Annotated in this window: 15 protein-coding genes and 1 riboswitch; of the genes, 6 read left to right on the top strand and 9 right to left on the bottom strand. The window is 54.9% G+C overall.

Annotated elements, in window-relative coordinates; genetic code table 11:
• The first annotated feature begins 2 nt into the window (after positions 1-2).
• Positions 3-1,580: a lysine--tRNA ligase gene (gene lysS, locus ACZ5CE_RS03030; RefSeq protein ID WP_464576269.1), complete on the top strand. Its 1,578-nt coding sequence runs from the start codon at positions 3-5 to the stop codon at positions 1,578-1,580.
• Between the two features lie 42 nt (positions 1,581-1,622).
• On the opposite strand, the gene hpnA is transcribed toward lysS, so the two are convergent.
• The 4 genes from hpnA to ACZ5CE_RS03010 all read right to left on the bottom strand — a co-directional run bounded on the left by hpnA (position 1,623) and on the right by ACZ5CE_RS03010 (position 6,885).
• Complete coding sequence (gene hpnA, locus ACZ5CE_RS03025; RefSeq protein WP_464576268.1) at positions 1,623-2,612, bottom strand: hopanoid-associated sugar epimerase; 990 nt, start codon at positions 2,610-2,612, stop codon at positions 1,623-1,625.
• Between the two features lie 83 nt (positions 2,613-2,695).
• Positions 2,696-4,327: a MutS-related protein gene (locus tag ACZ5CE_RS03020; RefSeq protein ID WP_464576267.1), complete on the bottom strand. Its 1,632-nt coding sequence runs from the start codon at positions 4,325-4,327 to the stop codon at positions 2,696-2,698.
• 394 nt (positions 4,328-4,721) lie between these two features.
• The gene (locus ACZ5CE_RS03015; protein ID WP_464576266.1) at positions 4,722-5,993 is read right to left on the bottom strand and encodes a TolC family outer membrane protein; all 1,272 of its coding nucleotides are present in this window, start codon (positions 5,991-5,993) and stop codon (positions 4,722-4,724) included.
• Positions 5,994-6,219: 226 nt separating this feature from the next.
• The gene (locus ACZ5CE_RS03010) at positions 6,220-6,885 is read right to left on the bottom strand and encodes a protein-L-isoaspartate O-methyltransferase family protein (RefSeq protein ID WP_464576265.1); all 666 of its coding nucleotides are present in this window, start codon (positions 6,883-6,885) and stop codon (positions 6,220-6,222) included.
• Positions 6,886-6,950: 65 nt separating this feature from the next.
• Positions 6,951-7,057, top strand: a riboswitch (TPP riboswitch).
• Positions 7,058-7,087: 30 nt separating this feature from the next.
• Here ACZ5CE_RS03010 and thiC point away from each other — a divergent pair.
• Positions 7,088-8,995 carry a phosphomethylpyrimidine synthase ThiC gene (gene thiC, locus ACZ5CE_RS03005; RefSeq protein ID WP_464576264.1) on the top strand — a complete coding sequence of 636 codons (1,908 nt, stop codon included), beginning with the start codon at positions 7,088-7,090 and terminating at the stop codon, positions 8,993-8,995.
• A 448-nt stretch (positions 8,996-9,443) separates the two neighbouring features.
• The gene (locus ACZ5CE_RS03000; RefSeq protein WP_464576263.1) at positions 9,444-10,268 is read left to right on the top strand and encodes an undecaprenyl-diphosphate phosphatase; all 825 of its coding nucleotides are present in this window, start codon (positions 9,444-9,446) and stop codon (positions 10,266-10,268) included.
• A gap of 11 nt (positions 10,269-10,279) precedes the next feature.
• Here ACZ5CE_RS03000 and ACZ5CE_RS02995 read toward each other — a convergent pair whose 3' ends face one another.
• Positions 10,280-10,732 carry a rhodanese-like domain-containing protein gene (locus ACZ5CE_RS02995; protein ID WP_464576262.1) on the bottom strand — a complete coding sequence of 151 codons (453 nt, stop codon included), beginning with the start codon at positions 10,730-10,732 and terminating at the stop codon, positions 10,280-10,282.
• A 371-nt stretch (positions 10,733-11,103) separates the two neighbouring features.
• Here ACZ5CE_RS02995 and glnA point away from each other — a divergent pair, with 371 nt between their 5' ends.
• From glnA to ACZ5CE_RS02980, 3 genes are all read left to right on the top strand, one after another.
• Complete coding sequence (glnA, locus tag ACZ5CE_RS02990; protein ID WP_464576261.1) at positions 11,104-12,513, top strand: type I glutamate--ammonia ligase; 1,410 nt, start codon at positions 11,104-11,106, stop codon at positions 12,511-12,513.
• Positions 12,514-12,576: 63 nt separating this feature from the next.
• Positions 12,577-13,242 carry a tetratricopeptide repeat protein gene (locus tag ACZ5CE_RS02985; RefSeq protein WP_464576260.1) on the top strand — a complete coding sequence of 222 codons (666 nt, stop codon included), beginning with the start codon at positions 12,577-12,579 and terminating at the stop codon, positions 13,240-13,242.
• 47 nt (positions 13,243-13,289) lie between these two features.
• Positions 13,290-14,546, top strand: coding sequence for a putative Na+/H+ antiporter (locus tag ACZ5CE_RS02980; protein WP_464576259.1), 1,257 nt, complete (start codon positions 13,290-13,292; stop codon positions 14,544-14,546).
• A gap of 163 nt (positions 14,547-14,709) precedes the next feature.
• On the opposite strand, the gene pbpG is transcribed toward ACZ5CE_RS02980, so the two are convergent.
• The 4 genes from pbpG to ACZ5CE_RS02960 form a co-directional block, all read right to left on the bottom strand.
• Positions 14,710-15,540: a D-alanyl-D-alanine endopeptidase gene (gene pbpG, locus ACZ5CE_RS02975; protein WP_464576258.1), complete on the bottom strand. Its 831-nt coding sequence runs from the start codon at positions 15,538-15,540 to the stop codon at positions 14,710-14,712.
• A gap of 229 nt (positions 15,541-15,769) precedes the next feature.
• Positions 15,770-18,832: an EAL domain-containing protein gene (locus ACZ5CE_RS02970; protein WP_464576257.1), complete on the bottom strand. Its 3,063-nt coding sequence runs from the start codon at positions 18,830-18,832 to the stop codon at positions 15,770-15,772.
• Positions 18,832-19,263, bottom strand: coding sequence for a response regulator (locus tag ACZ5CE_RS02965; RefSeq protein WP_464576256.1), 432 nt, complete (start codon positions 19,261-19,263; stop codon positions 18,832-18,834). Before ACZ5CE_RS02965 ends, ACZ5CE_RS02970 begins: the two co-directional genes overlap by 1 nt.
• Positions 19,260-21,299, bottom strand: coding sequence for a PAS domain-containing sensor histidine kinase (locus ACZ5CE_RS02960; RefSeq protein ID WP_464576255.1), 2,040 nt, complete (start codon positions 21,297-21,299; stop codon positions 19,260-19,262). Before ACZ5CE_RS02960 ends, ACZ5CE_RS02965 begins: the two co-directional genes overlap by 4 nt.
• Positions 21,300-21,404: the final 105 nt, after the last annotated feature.

The raw sequence follows: 21,404 nt of genomic DNA, 5'->3' as shown, positions 1-21,404 counted from the left end.
ACATGAGCAAGATTCGGGATGAAATAGATCACCTGATACAGCCTGAAGAGCACGATCGGATCAATACCGCCGCGCCGGGCGGCGATTCGGGGCAGGAATCCGACGACAAGGAGCTTCTTACCGCGGAGCGCCGCCATAAACTGGATGCCCTGCGGAAAACGGGCAATCCTTTTCCAAATGACTTCCATCGGGAGGATTTATCGCTGGACCTTCACCAGCGATATGGCGGGCATTCCAACGAAATGCTGGAAGGCGCGCCCCAGGCTGTCAGCATAGCGGGACGCATGGTACTGAAGCGGGTGATGGGCAAGGCAAGCTTCGCTACGATTCAGGATACGGGCGGGCGCATTCAGCTATACATTGCCAGGGATGTCGCCGGCGAAGCGGCGTACGACGCATTTAAGCACTATGACTTGGGCGATATATTGGGAGCGCAAGGAACCCTATTCCGAACGCGTACGGGCGAGTTGTCGGTACGCGTCACAGCGCTGAGGCTGCTGACAAAATCCTTGCGGCCCCTGCCCGAAAAATTCCATGGCCTGAGTGACCAGGAGCAAAAATACAGGCAGCGTTACCTCGATCTCATCACGAACGAAGAGAGCCGCAAGGTCTTCGTCACTCGCTCCCGGCTCATTCAGGCCATCCGTGAGTTCCTCGCTGCGCACGGCTACCTGGAAGTGGAAACACCGATGATGCATCCCATTCCCGGGGGTGCGGCGGCACGGCCTTTCGTTACCCACCATAACGCGCTGGACAGGAAGCTGTATCTGCGCATCGCACCCGAGCTTTATCTGAAGCGGCTGATAATCGGCGGAATGGAAAAGGTGTTCGAAATCAACCGGAGCTTCCGCAACGAGGGAATATCGACCCGGCATAATCCGGAATTCACCATGCTGGAATTCTACGAGGCCTATCAGGATTACGCGTATTTGATGGATTTCACCGAAAGCATGTTGCAGGAAGTAGCACTAAAAGTGCTGGGCACCGCGAAAGTGACCTACCAGGGGCGGGAAATCGATCTTGCCCGGCCGTTCGCACGGCTCACCATTACCCAGGCCATCGAGAAATTTCACCCGGAATATACCCACGACAACCTTCACAACCGGGATTGGCTAACAGCCGTAATGGCGCTAAACGACATCGCTTTCAAACCAGGCGACGGAATCGGGGGGCTGCAGCTTTCGCTGTTTGACGCCACCACGGAGCATCTGCTGCACGAACCCACCTTTATCATTGATTACCCAGCGGAAGTCTCCCCCCTGGCGCGCCGCAACGACGTGAACCCGGCGGTGACGGACCGTTTCGAGCTCTATATTGCGGGACGCGAAATCGCGAACGGATTTTCCGAGTTGAACGATCCCGAAGACCAGGCGGTGCGCTTCCTGGAGCAAGCCCAAGCCAGGGAAGCAGGCGATGCCGAGGCGATGCACTACGATGCGGACTACATCCGGGCTCTCGAATATGGCCTTCCTCCCACGGCGGGCGAAGGTATCGGGATAGATCGCCTGGCGATGCTCTTCACCGATAGTCCCAGCATACGCGACGTGATCCTGTTCCCGCAACTGCGTCAGGGAAATTAAGAACTTTTTTGTGATCAAGCCCCGCGTGGTTTTCAGGGAAAACTACCCGCAGTAGCCGTTAGTCTGAAACCAGTTCATTGCATCCTCCAGCGCTTCTGTTGCGGGCCGGTATTGATAACCCAGCTCGCGAACGGCCTTTTCGCTGGAGTAAAACATCTTTTTTTCCGCCATGCGCACGCTATCCATCGTGGCGCGAGGCTCGACACGGGTTACCATTGCCATTTTTTCCATTAGCCACGCTGCTGGAAGAACCACTTTGACCGGCAGATTGAAACGCTTTGTCCGCTTTCCGCTGATTTCATCTATTGTTTGCAGTATTTGCAACAAGGTCATGTTCTCGCCGCCTAGAATATAGCGTTCCCCCGGTATCCCCTTCGCGTAAGCCAGCAAATGGCCATGCGCGATGTCGTCGGCATGCGCGATATTCAATCCGGTATTTACATAAGCCGGCATCCGGCCGCAGAGCGTATCCACCACAATGCGCCCCGTGGGAGTGGGCTTGATATCGCGCGGTCCTATGGGCGTGGAGGGGTTGACGATGACGACCGGTAACTTATGCTCATCGGTCATTTGCCGAACCACTTGTTCCGCCATGAATTTGGACCGCTTATAGTGCCCCGTCATCGACATCAAGGTGGAAGGCGTGTTTTCGTTGGCCGGAGCATCAGTCTGGTTCGCTCCCAGCGTGGCCACGCTGCTGGTGTATATCATGCGCCGCATTCCCGCCTCGGCAGCAGCGAGTATCAGCGCCTCGGTTCCTTTTACATTGATGTCGTACATGGTTTCCGGATTGGGTACCCACAGGCGGTAATCCGCGGCGACATGGAACAGATTGTCGCAACCCGCGACAGCGCGCTTGAGCGACTGAGCCGAGCGCAGATCGCCTTGCGAAAGTTCGACAGGCAGCTTGTAAAGATTTCTCAGGTCGCTCCCTGGCCTCACCAGGCAGCGTACTTCGTGCCCGGCATTCAGCAGGCAGCGTGCAACCGCCGAACCGACAAACCCGTTTGCTCCGGTAACCAGTGATTTCATCTATTCAATCCTTAAGGAAGCGCCGGATTGAAGCAGCGCGGTGAAGCGAATGAAACAACCTCCTCCGTTTCGACGCTGGTCAATCAGTTACTTCGAGCTGCAATATGCTTTTCCACGTCTTCCTTGCTGAATCCCAACGCGGCCGCGACCCGATCGGCATGGCTTACCCTGGATACGCCGGAGATCAGCCGATAAGTCGGTCCCTGGGCGAGAAACTCGCCCTGCAGGTAGCGGCCGATTCCCTTATCCTGCAAACGTTCGCATAGCTCATGGTTGTGGGTAACGAGCAGGGTGCTGGCTCCCAGCTTGTGGAAACCGGAAAGCACATACTCGGAAAGCTCCATTTTCTCCTCAAATGTCGTACCTTCCGAAAGCTCATCCAGCACGACAAGGCTGCGAGCCGTCGTGCTGAAGAATATCTCTCGCGTACGTTTCAATTCGTGCCCAAAACGTCCAATGCCTTCATCCAGATGCCCAGGGTCGGGGACCTGGTAAAAAATATGCTCGGCCAGTACCAGGCGGGCTGCGGATGCGGGAACGTAGCAGCCCATCTGGCCCACCAGCTGAAGCTGGACCACTGTCTTGCAGTAGGCTGTCTTGCCGCCACTATTGGGGCCGGTGATTACCAGGAGCCGTCCCTTATCGTCAAGCAGGATGTCATTCGGAACATAATTCGGATTGCCTCTCGCGAGCAGAGGGTTTCTTGCCGCACTTGCGTCAAGCGAGTGGCAGTCGCTGTCCATTATCTCCGGCAGCACCATCGGCCCGCCAAAGGTTTGCGCATAACGATAAAAAGACATCATCTCGTCGATCCTGCCCAGCGTTTCCATGACACGCGCCAGCTCCACGCTATGCTTGAACAGCTTGCGTAATGGATAGATGATGTTGTCGCGATCGGAGGCGGCGATGGCGATCAACAGAACGGGCAAAACCGGTACCGCCAGCACCAGTATTCCGAAACCAAGATAAGAAATTCCGAAGCTTGCCAGCATGCCCTGAAAAAAATACAAAGCCAGCGATAAGCCGCCCAATACCAGCAGGATGGGAAGAGGTTTGAGCATGGACGGCCTGAAGCGGAAAACGGGCGTATAACGCGGTTTTTCCTCGCTGGTCTTGAATTTTCCATCTACCGGATAAATCGGCCCGCGCATCAGGGAACAGATACGCGAATGCCCGAATTCACCGATTGCGTCAAATAACTCACGCAGGTATTCGCTTCGTGGCTGCGGCAAAGTCTGCGCCAGCTCGACCAGATCGATCACAAAACCGGTACCGTCCAGAAACTGGTTGTACCCGTAGCCGCTGAACTCCATCTTGTCACTGCTGCGCCGCGAATTTTCGATAGCGATTCCGCCATTGAAATTTCCATAGAGCAAGTCATAAAGCGACTGCTCTCCGCGCCGCATTTCCTCCATGTAGCGCTCCAGACCCTCCCGAAGAGCAGGGTTTGACTCCAGTTCCCTCAACGCTTCCTGCTTTTTTCGAACATTCACCGGATCGGCCGCCGGCCGGGCCAGGGAACGATACAACACCGCCTGCCCGACATGAGTTACCGCATGATTAAATGAATCAAATAATTGATCAGCTTCGATCGCATCAAAGGTCTTTGCATCCAGAACACCGTGCTCTCCCGGAACCGGACGGGTATCCCGTACCCCTACCGGCCGATCGCCGGAAGACAGGACCGGCGGTTGGCCGGAATGCAACTCAGACATGGCTGGCTCCGTCATGATAAGTCCAGATAATTTTGATGCATGCCATGACGTGCGAATGGAAAGGGCCTGTCGAAAGTATCCGGATGCGCTCATCCTTCACTGGTTGGTGATTCATCCATGGCGGACTGTGCGGAAATATTTGATTGGCACTCGGGCACCGTCATATTGGCGGCATTCTGGAATGGCAAGCAAGCGGTCGGTGGAAAAACCGGACTACGATTGAAAATCTAACATCCAACGGGGTTGGCGTCAACGCGGCGAGCTACAAGGCAATGGCAAGGTACCCACGAAAGGTTCTTATCCGGCAAAACCCCAAATGCATCCAGCCGCTGAACGCCGCATCAAGTCCCGGACAAAACCCGAAGCGGGTTTCCATCAGCGATGGACAAACGGTTTACTTTAGCAATACATCATTTATCTGCATTAAATCCTCTTCATCCAGCTCGCCGGCCTCAGCCTCCAGCCTCAGCCTGGACATCAGAAAATTATAGCGTGCCTGGGACAGATCGCGTTGCGCGGTAGCCAGCAACTGCTGAGCATTCAATACGTCGACCTCTGTTCTCACCCCCACCTCCTGCCCGGTTTTAGTCGAATCAACCTGGCTCTTGCTGGAAATCACAGCTTGCTTGAGCGCCTGGACCTGTGCGATGCCATTAGTGACATTCAGATACTGCTGGCTCACCTGGAGCACGCTATTGCGCCTCGTATTATTCAGGTCTTGAAGAGCCCGCTCCTGGTTGGCCAGCGCCTCGCGTACGCGCGACTGGGTCGCAAATCCCTGGAAGATCGGAACATTGAGTTGCACTCCGATTTCCTTTGACGTCAGATCGACCCCCCTTCCGGTAATGGTCCCCCCCACCCCTTTCTGGTCGCTGTAGATCGCCACCAGGTCGAGAGTGGGATAATGACCCGCCTTGGCCCTTTCCACATCCTGCTTTGCGATATTGACAATGGCCTGCTGAATCTTGAGCGCAAGATTGTTCTGCTCCGCGACGGTGATCCAGTCCTGCATGTTGGCATACTTGAGCTTCAGCAGGTCAGATGCGGTGTCATGCGGACGCCGGAGATCGCCGGGAATACGGCCGATGATTTGCTGCAGCGTGCGCTTCCTGACCTCCAGTTCGTTCCGGGCCGCAATCTCCGTCGAAACGGTCAAATCGAAGCGCGCCTGTGCCTCGTAGGTGTCCACGATGGTTGCCGTCCCCACCTCGAAGTTCCGCTTGGCCTGTGCGAGCTGTTCTCCGATTGCTTTCTTCTGGGCCTCCGCCACTTCGATATTCACCTGGGCGGTCAGTATATCGAAGTAAGCCTGGGCAACGCGCAGTATCAAGTCCTGCGCCGCGAGAATGAATTGCAGGTCCGCCTGGACCACCTGGATCTTCGCCTGCTCGTAGATCGCAAAATTTTCCTTGCGATAAATTGGCTGAGTCGCGGTAACAGTCAGGCTCTGGTTATCTATGGTCACCTCGCCAGGAGGCACCGCCAATCCTCCCGACCCTATCGATGCGCCCCTATCTATCAACTGCCGGCGCCGCACGCCCGAAAAGGTAACCGTGGGAAGCAGCCCCGCCCGGCCTTGCGGCAGCTTTTCCTGCGCTGCGAGGTGGGCGGCGCGAGCTGAACTGTATTGCGCATCCTGCTCGAGTGCCTCACGATAAATCGCCATCAGATCCGCCGCATGAGCCGGAGAAAAATCTACCGCATGAGCCGGAGAATATAGAGCAATCCCAACAATCAGTAAGCCCGGGATGTATCGTGAAATATTCACTTTGATTCCGATTGTCCTGCTTCGGATACGAAAAACGAACTATCGCCCCTCGAGCATGACTCCAGGCAACAGTGGGGTTGGATGCATGCAGCCGATGGACAATTCGGGAACCGCTTCTGGAATTTCAAAAGACGAACCTTGTCGGCCTCTGGGCATTTTTCAGAGGAGGAATACAAGTTTCGAACAATCCGACCGTGCTGAACTCACCCGGCTCTTCGAATCGCGTCACCCGGGTAACAAGCACGGCATTCATCACCGGTGGATCGCCCACAATTGCGAACAAACGACCGCCGGTCGTTAGGCTTTCCTGGAAAGCCGTCGGCAGTACCGGCACGGACCCCGTGAGCGCGATGACATCATAAGGCCCATGCTGAGGCCACCCTCTGGCAGCATCGCCCGCTTCCAGCACGACATTGTCGATTGCATGTGCCTGGAGATTTTTTTCCGCCATAGCCTTCAGTTCGGGAATGATTTCAACACCATGGACCAGTTTGCCTTTTTTGGCAAGCAAAGCGGTAAGATAACCGCTTCCACTGCCTACTTCCAGAATCCGGTCCGTTCTTTTTACCTGAAGTTCCTGTAAAATACGTGCTTCAAGTTTGGGAGTGAGCATGGCCTCCCCATGCCCCAGCGGGATCTCCATATCCACGAATGCGAGAGACCGGTAGGCTGCGGGGACGAATTCCTCGCGCCGCAGCTCAAACAATAACTTTAAAACATCCTCGTCCAATACGTCCCATGGGCGAATTTGCTGCTCCACCATATTAAACCGGGTTTGCTCCAGATCCATGCTCCTGCCCTATATAAATTGTCGTTTACAGACTTGCAATTATTCCATATTTCCTTTAGCTTCACAGCAGCAGCTAGGGGTCCGTTTCCGGCGCTGGCCGGCAAACTGGTGAGAGAGTCCCTTACTACCTGACACGGATAATGCCGCCGTAGGGAAGCTGGGACCTGACGTCCCGCTCGTTTATGGCATCAAAGGAGCGTTCATGAAAGCAACAGTCTTAAATCCCGCCTCGTTTCCCTTCCCTTTTTCGAGTAAAACGGCGCATGTCGATGAAGGAGCCATCAAGCCTCTTCCAAAGTCCTGCAAAGTCTATGTGGAAGGCTCTCGGCCCGATCTTCGGGTACCGATGCGGGAAATCAGCCAGTCGGCTACCCATGCGAACAAGGGGGATGAACAAAATCCCGCTGTCTACGTTTACGACACTTCCGGACCCTACACCGATCCCGCGATAAAAATCGACATCCGGTCCGGATTATCTCCACTGCGGGAGAAATGGATAAGCGAGCGCGCGGACTCGGAAGTTCAATCCGGTCCCGCTTCCCTCTATGGCAGGCAACGGCTGGCCGATCCGGCGCTCGCCGACTTGCGCTTTGACCTGAAGCGGCACCCTCGCCGCGCCAGAGCGGGCATGAACGTAACGCAGATGAACTATGCGCGCCGTGGAATCATTACGCCGGAAATGGAATATGTCGCCATACGGGAAAATCTGCGCTGCGAGCATCTCAACGCCCAGCAGCGGGAATTGCTAGCCCGCCAGCACCCCGGCCACGACTTTGGCGCCTTTCTGCCTCGTCACATTACGCCGGAATTCGTACGTGAAGAGGTGGCCCGGGGCCGCGCGATCATCCCGCTCAACATCAACCATCCCGAATCTGAACCGATGATCATCGGCCGCAATTTCCTGGTAAAGATCAACGCCAATATCGGAAATTCCGCGCTGGGCTCAAGCATCCAGGAGGAAGTTGAAAAAATGACCTGGGCCATACGCTGGGGCGGAGATACGGTGATGGACTTGTCCACCGGAAAAAATATCCACGAAACGCGTGAATGGATCATTCGCAATAGCCCCGTTCCCATCGGCACTGTCCCTATCTACCAGGCGCTGGAAAAAGTGAATGGAAAAGCGGAAGAACTCACCTGGGAAATCTTTCGCGATACGCTGATCGAGCAGGCCGAGCAGGGCGTGGACTATTTTACGATTCACGCGGGTGTGCGGCTCGCCTACGTTCCCATGACGGCAAAACGCCTGACCGGAATTGTCTCGCGCGGCGGCTCCATCATGGCGAAATGGTGCCTCGCGCATCACAAGGAAAGTTTTCTCTACACCCGCTTCGAGGAAATCTGCGAAATCATGAAGGCTTATGATGTAAGCTTTTCCCTGGGCGACGGACTGCGTCCAGGGTCGATTTACGACGCAAATGACGAGGCCCAGTTCGCGGAACTGAAAACATTGGGGGAATTAACCCAGATCGCATGGAAACACGACGTGCAGGTGATGATCGAGGGGCCGGGGCATGTGCCCATGAATCTCATCAAGGAGAATATGGACCTGCAGCTTAAATATTGCAACGAAGCGCCGTTCTACACCCTTGGACCGCTCACCACGGACATCGCGCCCGGCTACGACCATATCACCTCCGCGATTGGCGCGGCGATGATCGGCTGGTATGGCACCGCAATGCTGTGTTACGTTACGCCCAAGGAACATCTTGGGCTGCCGGATAAGGATGACGTGAAGGACGGCATCATCACCTACAAGATAGCCGCTCATGCCGCCGATCTGGCAAAGGGACATCCTGGTGCACAATTACGCGACAATGCGCTTTCCAAGGCGCGATTCGAATTTCGCTGGGAGGACCAGTTCAACCTCGGTCTCGATCCCGATAAGGCGCAGCAATTCCATGACGAAACCCTGCCGCAGGAGGGCGCCAAAGTGGCTCATTTCTGCTCCATGTGCGGCCCCCATTTCTGCTCGATGAAAATTACGCAGGATGTGCGGGATTTCGCAGCAAACCAGGGTGTGAGCGAACAGGACGCCTTGATAAAGGGGATGGAAGAAAAAGCGCAGGAATTCGTGGCAAAAGGAGCGGAAATTTACACGAAAGCTTAAGGAAACGTTGAACAATCTTCGCTGAGCGCGTTGCTGGTAAAATCGGGATGATCATAAGGCACGTGACGAAAGTCGTAGCTTGGGCTACGATGCCAGGGAAAGCGCAACGCCATGGCTCCGCAGAGCATGGCCCGAAGGGCGTTCGAGAAACGGGAAGCGGGATGCGGAGGGAAATGCTTCGACCGTACCCCGGTATTATTGGGGCACAGGCATCCCGCTATGGGTCGCATCTTCCATGGAAGAAATTGCTCCGCCCTGCCCGGTTGCACCGGCGTTGCAAAAAATGGGCTCTTGCCTCAAGAAAAAGCGGGGGTACGTGCCCCCTGTTCCGTCTGTTTAACTGGTAATCGACTCCCTTCACTGGATGAAGCTTTTGCATAGCGCACCCCCCGCCCTTTCTCCTTCTCCCGACGTGTTCCGGGTACAAGCACTCCTTGCCGGATAACCGATGGATTGGCTTCTGGTTCTCAAGGCGCTGGTTCTCGGCATTGTTGAAGGCTTGACCGAATTTCTTCCTGTTTCCTCTACCGGACACCTGATTCTTGTCGGCGATCTGCTGAACTTCAATGACGAGAAAGGAAAGGTTTTCACCATCCTGATCCAGCTGGGCGCCATCCTGGCGGTGTGCTGGGAATACCGCGCCAGAATAGGCAGCGTCATGCGGCAGATCGGGTCAAGCAAAGACGCCAATCGCTTCATGCTGAACCTGTTTATTGCCTTCCTGCCGGCTGCGATCCTGGGCCTGCTCTTCATCAAAACCATCAAGCATTACCTGTTTCATCCGATCCCCGTCGCTCTGGCGCTGATCATCGGCGGATTCCTCATTCTATGGGCGGAACGCAGGAAGCACGTCGTTGATGTCGATCGCGTCGATGACATGGGCTGGAAACATGCATTGAAGATCGGACTGATGCAGTGCCTCGCCCTGATACCCGGCACGTCGCGTTCCGGCGCGACCATTATTGGCGGGCTCTTCTTTGGCTTGTCCCGAAAGGCTGCCACGGAATTTTCATTCTTCCTCGCAATACCCATCATGTTCGCCGCGACTTTCTATGATGTCTACAAGCACCGCGACATTCTCCAGTTCAACGACATGGGCGTATTTCTCGTCGGTTTCGTGGCTTCGTTCATCAGCGCCCTGATCGCGGTTCGCGGGCTATTGCGATTCGTGAGCCACCATGATTTTACCGTATTCGCTTGGTACCGCATTGGATTTGGCGCAATCGTGCTTGCGACCGCTTATTCCGGCATGGTGGAATGGTCGGCGCCTTGACTCCGGGTCTCTCAGCTTTGCACCCAGGGCAATCCAGCCGCTTTCCAGCCACCCTTGGTGCCACGATGGCCGCTCGCATCCTTATCGCCTTCGAAGCCTTCCAGAACGTTGTAGCAATTTGCGTAGCCCGATTCAGTGGCGGTTGCGGCAGCTTGATGCGAACGTCCGCCGCTGCGGCAGAGGAACATTACCATCGATTCCTTATCCACTTGGCTGGAAAGATACGAAAGAAAACTGGAATTGGGCCGCATGCCCGGATAGGACTGCCATTCGATTTCGACCGCGCCAGGTATTCTTCCCACCCAGTCCAGCTCGGCCCTTGAACGGACATCGACCAGCCTGGCTCCGGGAGCTTCCTGCAGAAGAGTGAGCGCCTCGGCAGGATAAAGAGCGCCCTCGTATGGCAAATTCATTTCCTGGGCGCGCTGTTGCGCCCTTTCAAGTATCGAGCCTATCGTATCCATTGGCTTCCCCCCGGATATTCAAATCAATGTATCAATGTAAATGCAATATTAGTACATTTTTGCTTTGTGAAGTCTGAACAAATCTTCGCTGGCGCGACAGCGCCTTGCAGGTCAGGGCGGCGTAACCGGGTTTTATATTCCTGTTTTCATCGATCAGCCTAAATCCGGCAGTTGGAGCACGCTCAGCGACTTGACTTGTTCAGGACTTCCTTAATACGCAAGCGCTCCTGCTGATATAATCCCCCACTTGCGCCACGACCATCGTCGCGCACCTTATGGTCATCTCGATTTTACGAACTCGGCAGGATTTGTTCAGAGATTCCCTCGCACCTCGTCCGTATTGCATTGCAATTCTGGTTTTGGAGAAAAAAATGGCGGTATCCGACGTACTGAAAATGATACAGGACAATGAAGTGAAATTCGTTGACCTTCGCTTTACTGATACCCGGGGCCAGGAACAGCACGTGACGCTTCCTGCTCACGCAATCGATGCGGACAAGCTTGAGGATGGGCACGCCTTCGATGGCTCTTCGATTGCCGGATGGAAAGGCATACATGCTTCCGACATGCTCCTGATACCTGATCCGGATACGGCGAACATGGACCCGTTCATGGATGAACCTACGCTATTCATAACCTGCGATGTGGTGGAACCCTCTGACGGCAAGGGCTATGACCGTGATCCGCGCTCCCTTGCGAAACGGGGCGAGGCTTACCTGAAATCGACCGGCATCGGCGATATCGCCTATTTCGGACCCGAGCCGGAATTTTTCATTTTCGACTCCGTAACCTGGCATGAGGATATGTCCGGCTGCTCTGTAAAAATTGAATCGGAGGAAGCGGCATGGAGTTCGGCGGTGAGATACGAGACTGGCAACACCGGCCATCGCCCACCAGTAAAAGGAGGCTACTTTCCAGTTCCCCCCATAGATTCCCTGCACGACATCCGCTCCGCCATGTGTCTCGCCCTCGAGGAACTGGGTCTGGAAGTCGAAGTGCATCACCACGAGGTAGCCACCGCCGGCCAGTGCGAGATTGGCACGAAATACAGCAGCCTGGTCAAACGTGCGGATTGGACCCAGGTTTTCAAATACGTAGTCCACAGTGTCGCTCATTCATATGGCAAGACGGTAACTTTTATGCCGAAACCCATAGTGGGCGATAACGGTTCGGGAATGCATGTGCATCAGTCTATCTGGAAGGGCGGCCAGAATTTATTTTCCGGAAATGGCTATGCCGGACTCTCGGAATTGGCGTTATTTTATATAGGCGGGATCATCAAGCACGCGAAGGCCCTGAACGCGTTCACAAACCCGGGAACCAATTCATACAAGAGGCTCGTGCCCGGTTTTGAAGCACCTATCAATCTTGCTTATTCCATCAGCAACCGGTCTGCCGCGGTGCGCATTCCCTATGCAAACAGCCCCAAAGGCCGTCGCATTGAAGTGCGTTTTCCCGATCCCACCGCCAATCCTTACCTGGCATTTACCGCGTTGATGATGGCCGGGCTGGACGGGATCCAGAACAGGATCCACCCCGGCGATCCCATGGACAAGAATCTTTACGACCTGCCTCCCGAAGAGGCCGCCAGGATTCCCAATCCCTGCGCGTCTCTGGATGAAGCGCTGGACAACCTCGACCAGGACCGCCACTTTCTTACGCGGGGGGGCGTATTCTCGAATGACATGATCGACGGCTACATCGAACTGAAAATGGAAGAAGTTCAGCGTCTGCGCATGACCACCCATCCAGTGGAATTCGATATGTACTACAGCCTGTAGCCGATCGGTTATGAAGCTGGGAACATTTTGAATCGAATTTGGCCGCTCTATGAAGGAAAATCCGTGACGAAGCTCATTACTGCCGTGTTGATGACCGTTCCGTTCCTCATGCTCTGGGGTTGCGGCGACAAGCCCACTGCGAAGAAACCGCCGGAAGAGTCCACAGTCAAGCTTGCCGACGAATATACTTCGGAGAAGCAGATTCCATCCGTACTGGAAAATGAATTGACGCCCGAAGAGAAATCAGCGGTGCTGAATGAAATCATGCCGCCCGCCTCCCCGGACGAACCTACGCCCGAAGAAAAGTTTCTCAAATTGAGAAAAGATGCCGAAGCGGGAGATCCTAAAGCCCAAAATGGGCTCGGTGTAATGTATTACACCGGTGAAGCCATATCGAAGGATTCTTCGGGAAAAATTCTCAACAATGACCCGGTCACGGCTGCCGCCTGGTTTCACCGGTCCGCCGCGCAGGGATATGCGGATGCACAGTTCAATCTTGGACTGATGTACGCCAATGGGGAAGGCGTGGCCCAGGATACGGCCAAGGCCGTGGAATTATTCAGACAGGCGGCGAATCAGGGCAATGTGGATGCGCAAAACAACCTCGGAGTAATGTATTACTCGGGCGAGGGGATCCCCAGGGATCCGGTTAAGGCGAAAGAATGGTTCAGTAAAGCTGCTGCCCAAGGAAATGAAGACGCCAAGGCCAATCTGGAAGCAATGAAATAGGTGGCGCCAAGACAAATCGGGTTCATTCGGCACGATACAAAAAACAGATGAATCCACTCCCCATCGAGATAGCCGGCGCAATACTGTTCGCCATCGCGCTGCTTCATACTTTTTCCACGAAGATCTTCGAGCACCTTGCGCATACCCGGCCAGCGCATGCCGGCATCTGGCACCTGCTGGGCGAAGTCGAAGTGGTTTTCGGCTTCTGGGCAATGATTCTTATCATCGTGATGATGATCATGAATGGCAAGGAAGCCGCCACTACCTATCTGGATCAGCAGAGCTTTACTGAACCCCTGTTTGTATTTGCCATCATGGTTATCGCAGGCAGCCGGCCCATACTGCAAATAGCCATGCTCAGCGTCGAGAGCATCGCGAGGCTTATGCCATGGCCGGAGGGAAAAGCCTTTTACTTCGTTACCTTATCCTTCGTGCCCCTGCTGGGTTCATTCATCACCGAGCCTGCCGCCATGACGCTGGCGGGGCTGATCCTTCTCCATCGCTATTATTCCAGGAACATTTCAACCCCGGTCAAGTACGCCACGCTGGGCGTTCTTTTCGTCAATATTTCCATTGGCGGAACCATGACCTCTTTCGCCGCTCCGCCGGTGCTCATGGTGGCAGCCAAATGGGAGTGGGACACCACCTTCATGCTGATGACGTTCGGCTGGAAAGCCGCCATTGCAGTAATCATCAATGCGTTCGCTGTCACTCTCCTGTTTCAGCGGGAATTATCGGATATCAAGGGTGAAGACCATGCAAACCGGGAAAACGTCCCGGGGCTCGTCACAGCGATACACCTGGGGTTTCTGATCGGGGTGGTCGTATTCGCGCACTATCCGCCGGTTTTCATGGGCCTCCTGCTTTTCTTTCTGGGTTTTGCACACGCGTACGAACGCTATCAGGATCGGTTGATCCTCCGGGAAGGATTGATGGTGGCATTTTTCCTGGCCGGATTGGTGGTTCTTGGAGGGCAGCAGAAATGGTGGCTGCAGCCAGCGCTAAGCGGTATGGACAGTACGGCGCTCTTTTTCGGCGCCACTTTGCTCACCGCGGTAACCGATAATGCCGCACTCACTTACCTGGGCTCGCTGCTCGAAAATACCAGCGGGGAATTCCGGTATTCGCTGGTTGCCGGGGCAGTCACTGGCGGCGGGTTGACAGTTATCGCGAATGCCCCGAATCCGGCGGGTTTTTCCATACTCAAGGGATCATTTCAGGATCAGGCAATCCAGCCCCTGGGTTTGCTGGCAGCCGCGCTACCGCCGACGGTGGTTGCTATTCTTGCGTTCCAGTTGCTGTAATTCTCAAGCGGCGCGCTGTTGCACCAGCAATCCACCTGATCGCTGGCAATCAGGCGGCAGCCTTGAACAAAAAACTTGACTGGGTGAGATTGGTCCAAAAAGCGGCGAAATATAGACCATCCAGACGCTTTTGCAGCCAATTTCCTTTAAGTCCGGCGAGCTGCTAACCCCGGACTTTCCGGGTGAAACCAGTCTCCATCCATTTCTTGACGCGGTTGGCGTCGCCGATACGGGTATTCTTTCCTGCCGAATCAAGCAATACAATAATGATGGGTTTGCCGCTTATTTTTGCCTGCATGACCAGACAGCGGCCCGCTTCGCGAAGAAATCCCGTTTTGGATACACCGATTTCCCAACTGCTGCTGCGCACCAGTCTATTGGAATTGACAAATTTCAGGCTGCGTTCCTCCTTGAACTCCACCGCGTGCGCAGCGGTAGTCGAAAATTGGCGGATCAGATCATAATCCTCCGCGGCCTCGACCAGTTTTGCGAGATCCCTGGCCGTTGAAACGTTTTTCCTATTCAAGCCGGTCGAGTCAACGAAATAACTGTTACCCATGCCCAGCTCGAACGCCTTGTTGTTCATCGCTTCGACGAATGCGTTGATGCCGCCCGGATAAGCGCGCCCAAGCGCCGCGGCGGCGCGATTCTCGGAAGACATCAGGGCCAGGCGTAAAAGGTCATAGCGAGAGAGGCGCGTGCCAACGCGCAATCGTGAACGGGTATTCTTGATGACATCCACATCGGCCTGCTCGATAACAACGCCTTCTTTCAGAGGCAATTTTGCATCGAGGACAACAATTGCGGTCATCAGCTTGGTAATGGACGCGATCGGCACAATGTTATCGGGGTTCTTGCTAAAGAGAACGCGTCCATGCTCGGCGTCCAGGATCAGCGCCGCATGCGATCTGAGATGCAATCCGCCCGCTTGTGCAATGGTGGCGCAGGCTAAAGCGAACGTGACAAATACCGCAAGAGTAATCTTTTTTTTCATTTGCCTATCCGTATCTCACCAGAATTTTTCCCCGCTGCGCTTCAAGCCGAAGGTCAGCACTACGTAAGTTAGCAAATTACGTGCGATAGTTAAAGAGATTTCTGCGAAATATCGGCATGCGCGCGCAAATTTCGGCAGACGCCCAGACAGAACGGGGATTCAAGTCATGGCTCGGGGGCAGCGGTCGGGCCATGGCATCCATATGGATCGGGATTGCGTTGCAGCGTGATCAATCCATCGAAAGGCGGCGCCCTTCGATCAACGCCTGCGAGGCCCCCTCAAGCGGCAAAGGCAGGGAGAAAAGGTAGCCCTGCATCTCGTCGCAGCCATGCTCCTTCAGAAATTCCAGTTGCGCACTTGTTTCAACGCCCTCCGCGATCACCTTCAACCCCAGGCTATGGGCAAGATTTATCATTGCCACCGTGATGGTGGCGTCATCCGCGTCGCTGGTCACGTCGCGAATGAAAGTACGATCGATCTTCAGCACATCGAGAGGAAAACGCTTGAGGTAAGCAAGGCTGGAATAACCGGTACCGAAATCATCCATGGAGATTTGCACTCCAAAAGCCTTGAGATTCTGGAGCGTACTGGCGGCCATCTCCGCCTCTTTCATTAATACCGACTCGGTCAATTCGAGCTCCAGCAGACGAGGATCGATTCGCGAAGCGGCCAGTGCTTTTCCGATGATCTTCTCGAGGTCCTGCTGGTGAAACTGCCGGGCAGAAAGATTGATCGAAACCGGGTGCAACGGGACTTGCTGCTCCCGCCAACTTTTTATCTGTTCGCAGACAGTTTGCACCACCCATTCACCCACGGGAACGATCAGCCCGGTATCCTCGAGGACGGATATGAACTGCAGTGGAGGCACCAGGCCCAGCCCTGGACGCTGCCATCGCAGCAAAGCTTCGAACCCGGTAATCTGTCCGCTGATCAGGCTTGCTTTCGGCTGGTAATGCAAAACGAATTCCTGCCGCGCCAGCGCGCCGCGTAACTGCGTTTCCATGGTGAGGCGCGCCATTGCGCGCTCGTTCATCTGCGGCAGATAAAATTGATAAATTGCCGGGCCCTGCTCCTTGGCCTGGAACATGGCGGTATCTGCGTTTCGCAGAAGACTGTCGGCATTAACCCCATCCCCGGGATAAACGCTGATGCCGAGGCTGGCGGAAACATAGACCTCCTGTCCCTCGAGTTCGAATACCTGCGAAAGGGAAAATATCACTTTCTCCGCTACCAGCGTGGCATCCTCGCCAAGGGTCAATTCGGGCAAAATGAAAGCGAACTCATCCCCACCCAGACGGGCGACCGTATCGACGGAACGTATGCACCCCTGTAGCCGCTGTGCAACCTGTACCAGCAGCTTATCTCCAACGCCATGACCCATCGTATCATTTACAATCTTGAAACGGTCCAGATCGGCAAATATGACGCCAATCCGCTTCCGGTTGCGGCGCGCAAGTTCCATTGCCCGCTCAAGCCGGTCAAGAAACAGGCTTCGGTTCGGCAACCCGGTGAGCGGGTCAAACTGAGCCAGATAGGTCAGTCGCTCCTCGGCATTTTTACGATCGATCGCCGTCGCAAGGATGTTGGCGAGACTTTGCAGAAAATTGACACTGTTCGCCGCAAACCGCAGTGGATCCCGGGAATAGGCTCCGAGAATGCCGTAAGCCCCCCCCACTCCGGAGATGAGCACGCCAACCGCGCTTCGTATGCCATGCGCTTTCAGGATCTCCGATGTCCGGAAGCGGCTTTCCAGGAGAAAATCCTCCACTATCACGGGCTGATGGGTTGCGAGAATGAAACGGTTCTGGCTGCTATCATTCGTCGCGGAAATCGGGCGCCCTTTCCATCGCGGCTCCCACCCGGCGCCCGCCCTCAATATGAATGATCGTTTATCCGGCGCAAGCTGCAGCACCTTGCAAAAACCGACATTCTGGCCACGGCAAGTCACCAGCGCGGCTTCCTCCCATAGCGCATCGATACTCGTGCTGGCAAGCGCCTGCTGCCCAAATTGGGCGATCAGGCCTTGTTGCATTGCATGCTGCTGAAGGGCCAGCTCCGTCTGTTTGCGCTCAGTTATGTCGATCGCCGTGCCTACCACCTTCAAATCGTTACTGCCGGTACTCCACTTTACCGCCCGGGCAGTATGCAGGTAGCGGACTGTTTCATGGGCGTGTCGAATCCGGAAATCCGGTTGCCCGCGCCCCTTCTCCGCACCAACCCGTTCCAACTGCATTTCCTGCTCGCGCAAATCATCAGGGTGGACATACGATTTCCAGATCTCATAGGTAATAGCACTTCCACGGGGAGCACCATAGATTTCATACATGCGCTCGTCCCAGATAAACTCGTTGGTCGCCGTGTTCCACTCCCAGATGCCGATCGCTGCGGCTTCCGTAGCCAGGGCGAGGCGCGTCCTTTCTTCCACCAGAACACGCTCTCTGCGGTTGGACTCCGCCCGTAGCCAGACATTTTCTATTACAGTTGGCAGCCGCTGAAGATAACCCTCGCTTTTTACGATATAGTCAGCAGCGCCGAGCTTGAGAGACTGGCGCGCGATCTCCTCATTTCCATGCCCGGTAACCAGGATGATGGGCAGATCCAGACCGCGAACCTGGCAAAGCTCCTTTAATACGTCAGTCGCCGATGCCCCGGGCAAGCGGTAATCAAGCAGGAGCACATCCGTGATGCACTTGGGATCCGGAACCGAAAGACGCTGAAAGACTTGCTCGGCTGTATGGAGGGATTCGACCTGCAAATGTGGAGCGATGACACCCAATTCGCGTTTCGTAAGATCTATATCGTAAGGATTGGGTTCGACATAAAGAATTTTCAGCGAAGCAGCCCGGCGATAAGTTTCCGTATGGAATTTATCCAGCGCGGCGCGCAATACCAGGCCCAGAGTACTGAGAAAATCATTGCGCTTTATTACGTAGTCATCGGCTCCGGCGCGAAGCAATGCCAATAAAACCTCTTCGTTGCCCGATCCGGTCAGCACGACGACAGGGAGTGGCAGTTGCTCGCCGCGAACCCGGGTCAGAAGCGTTTCGCCGCTCCCGTCGGGGAGGTCGAGGTCGGTCAGGACGAGATCGTAGCGAGGAGTATCCGTACTCGCGCTGGCTGCAATCGGGGAAGCCGCCCGGCCGCCGTACACGTCCCGGAAACGCTCCAGTTGCGTCAACGCTGCGGCTAATGTTGGAACAACATCCACTTCGATATCCGGCGCATGCTTCCGAAGCTCGATACGCACCAGGTCGGCATCCTGCGCGTTATCCTCAAGATAGAGAACCTTCATTATTCAGACGGGGAACTGCACCGGATATTGAGAACAGTCCAATAAAGTTCGATCTGCCTCGCCACATCGATGAATTTGTCGAAATCCACAGGCTTCACGATATAGGAATTCGCCCCGAGGGAGTAAGCTTCGAAGATGTCCTGATCCTCGGCAGAGGAAGTTAAAACCACCACAGGCACGACGGCGAATTGCTGGTGTGTCCGAATGGTCCGAAGTACCTCCAGCCCGCTGAGCTTTGGCAATTTCCAGTCCAGCAATATAACGGCCGGCAAGGGATCTCCCCCCTTCCACCGGAAAATGTAATCCACGGCTTCCTGCCCGTCACGCGCAACTTCCAGCGGATTGGCCAGATTATGCCGCGAGAATGCCCGTCGGGTTAGATCCACGTCCATCGGATTATCCTCGACGAGCAAGATAGGCAGCGCATTCATAGGGAAGGAAGCTGACTGTTAAACGAGGATTCGGGCGGGTTTTCCGGATCGACCCTCGCAGCACTGTTGAACAGCGGGAGCCGAAGATAAAACGTAGCCCCGGCGCCAGGTTGGCTTTCTGCCCAGATCTTTCCTCCCATTCGCTCCATTGCTTTTTGAACCATGGCAAGTCCGATGCCGGTTCCGGGATAATCTTCCGCGCGGTGAAGACGATGGAATATTTCAAAAATCTTGTGGTAAAACTTCATATCGAATCCGATCCCATTGTCTTTCACGGCGAGCACGCAAAAGTCCGCCGCCGACTGCGCACGGATTGCTATTTCCGGTTGAGAAACGTACCGGGAGAATTTCACCGCGTTATCCATGAGGTTGCGCAGCACGATCGCAAGGCCATCAGGATCGGCACGCACCTTGAAATCATCAATCTCGACAGTAATCCGCACCTTCTCCAGATCGCCTTTATACTGCTCCAGCATATTGGCTACAAAGCTGGAAAGAGAAATAGCCATGGTCGATAACTTCCGGCGTTCCAGCTTCGAATAAGCCAACAGATCCTCGATCAGCGCCGACATATTTTTCGTTGCCGCGCGCACATTCATCAGGAAGCCCCTGCCCTCTTCGCTGAGACTATCGTGATGGTCTTCCAGCAAGAGGCGGCTATAGCCGTCTATCCCTCGCAAGGGCGCCCTGAGATCATGCGAAACGGAATAACAGAAATTCTCAAGCTCCTTGCTTTTCGCCTGAAGCTGGGAAGTGCGTTCACTCACCTTGTGCTCGAGATTCGTCTTCGCATCCCATAACGCTGCCTCGGCATTTTTCCGCTGGGTAATATCCTTTATGATGAGAAATGCCAGCCCCTTGCCCTCGTCATAATGGGAAATTGCTCCGGAATAACCAAAAACGCCTTCCCAATTTCTATCCAGCCGCCTGACCCGCAATTCCAGATCATGCAAGGACTCGCCACGGAGCACCCGCCTCAACGGCCATTCCTCGACCGGCACCACCGCTCCCTCGACTGTTGAAAACTCGTACATGTCCTTGAACTTCTCAAGTTCGACGAGAACATCGCTTTCCTCACTGATATCGTGCATTTTGAGTGCGGCTGGGTTCCACTGGAGAAGCCGACCCGAAAGATCGGCTATCACGACACCCTCACTCATGTTCTCCATCACCACGTGGAGCTGTCTCTCTGTTTCCCGGCGCGCTTTCTCCAGCAACCGCCGTTCATGCACATCGGTATTGGTGCCGAACCATTGCACAACCTCGTCCGATGAATTTCTCAGTGGTTCCGCCCGCGTAAGGAATACGCGGAATCCGCCATCTTTTCCCCGCAGCGGAAATTCCATATCGAAAGGCTCGCCAGCCGCGATTGCCGCGGTCCAGCGCTCGATTACCATTGGCAGGATTTCAGGATCATGGAAGCTTTCCCACCCCCGGTCTTTCATCTCCTGCAGGGTGGTGCCGGTATAGTCGTACCAGCGCTGGTTATACCAGTACCTTGTGCCATCGGGGTATGCCATCCAGGCCATTTGCGGAATGGTATCTATCATGGTCCGGAAGCGTTTCTCGCTTTCCTGCAAGGCGAGTTGAGCGGCACGCCTGGAGGTGATGTCGAGAATGATGGCCAGGAATTCCCGTTTGTCTGACTGAACGTTGAGCTGTAGCCGGACTTCCACCGGATAGTATGTGGCATCCGCACGCAAGTGCGTCGTTTCAAAGGTCAATATCCCTTTCTCGCCGGTCAAAAGCGGATGGATCATGGCGCGAAATGACGCTTCGTCGAATTCCGGTTTGATGTCGAGCGGCGTCATACGCCTCAGGGTTTCCACGTCGTACCCCAGGTTATATCGCCCGCTCTCATTTACATACTCAAAAAGCAGTGTCTCGGCGTCAAATAAGTAAATTTCGTTCACGCTCTGCTCTAGAATGCGTGCAATTCTTATATAGGAGGGGTCGGGCGCTGCGGTATTCGCAGAACCTTGACCCGTATTGAACACATTTGTTCCTTTTCCGGCGTTGTCGAAGGGAGAGGTCATCGCGGCGTACGAGTTATTACTGTTTGAACAAAGGCTGCGGCAATCCGCTGCCACCATTCTGCAGGTTAAAATTCAGGATCGAATGTACAGGCGTATATTGGATTG

Source organism: Nitrosospira sp. TNL200, from assembly GCF_055386305.1.
Note: the sequence above shows the minus strand (reverse complement) of the source record. Positions and strands in the feature narration are given on the sequence as shown.

Bases quoted from the DNA above. Each gene is read 5' to 3' on its own strand.
- lysS (WP_464576269.1), top strand. From the start codon at position 3: ATGAGCAAGATTCGGGATGAAATAGATCACCTGATACAGCCTGAAGAG.
- hpnA (WP_464576268.1), bottom strand. From the start codon at position 2,612: ATGAAATCACTGGTTACCGGAGCAAACGGGTTTGTCGGTTCGGCGGTT.
- ACZ5CE_RS03020 (WP_464576267.1), bottom strand. From the start codon at position 4,327: ATGTCTGAGTTGCATTCCGGCCAACCGCCGGTCCTGTCTTCCGGCGAT.
- ACZ5CE_RS03015 (WP_464576266.1), bottom strand. From the start codon at position 5,993: ATGGCGATTTATCGTGAGGCACTCGAGCAGGATGCGCAATACAGTTCA.
- ACZ5CE_RS03010 (WP_464576265.1), bottom strand. From the start codon at position 6,885: ATGGATCTGGAGCAAACCCGGTTTAATATGGTGGAGCAGCAAATTCGC.
- thiC (WP_464576264.1), top strand. From the start codon at position 7,088: ATGAAAGCAACAGTCTTAAATCCCGCCTCGTTTCCCTTCCCTTTTTCG.
- ACZ5CE_RS03000 (WP_464576263.1), top strand. From the start codon at position 9,444: ATGGATTGGCTTCTGGTTCTCAAGGCGCTGGTTCTCGGCATTGTTGAA.
- ACZ5CE_RS02995 (WP_464576262.1), bottom strand. From the start codon at position 10,732: ATGGATACGATAGGCTCGATACTTGAAAGGGCGCAACAGCGCGCCCAG.
- glnA (WP_464576261.1), top strand. From the start codon at position 11,104: ATGGCGGTATCCGACGTACTGAAAATGATACAGGACAATGAAGTGAAA.
- ACZ5CE_RS02980 (WP_464576259.1), top strand. From the start codon at position 13,290: ATGAATCCACTCCCCATCGAGATAGCCGGCGCAATACTGTTCGCCATC.
- pbpG (WP_464576258.1), bottom strand. From the start codon at position 15,540: ATGAAAAAAAAGATTACTCTTGCGGTATTTGTCACGTTCGCTTTAGCC.
- ACZ5CE_RS02970 (WP_464576257.1), bottom strand. From the start codon at position 18,832: ATGAAGGTTCTCTATCTTGAGGATAACGCGCAGGATGCCGACCTGGTG.
- ACZ5CE_RS02965 (WP_464576256.1), bottom strand. From the start codon at position 19,263: ATGAATGCGCTGCCTATCTTGCTCGTCGAGGATAATCCGATGGACGTG.
- ACZ5CE_RS02960 (WP_464576255.1), bottom strand. From the start codon at position 21,299: ATGACCTCTCCCTTCGACAACGCCGGAAAAGGAACAAATGTGTTCAAT.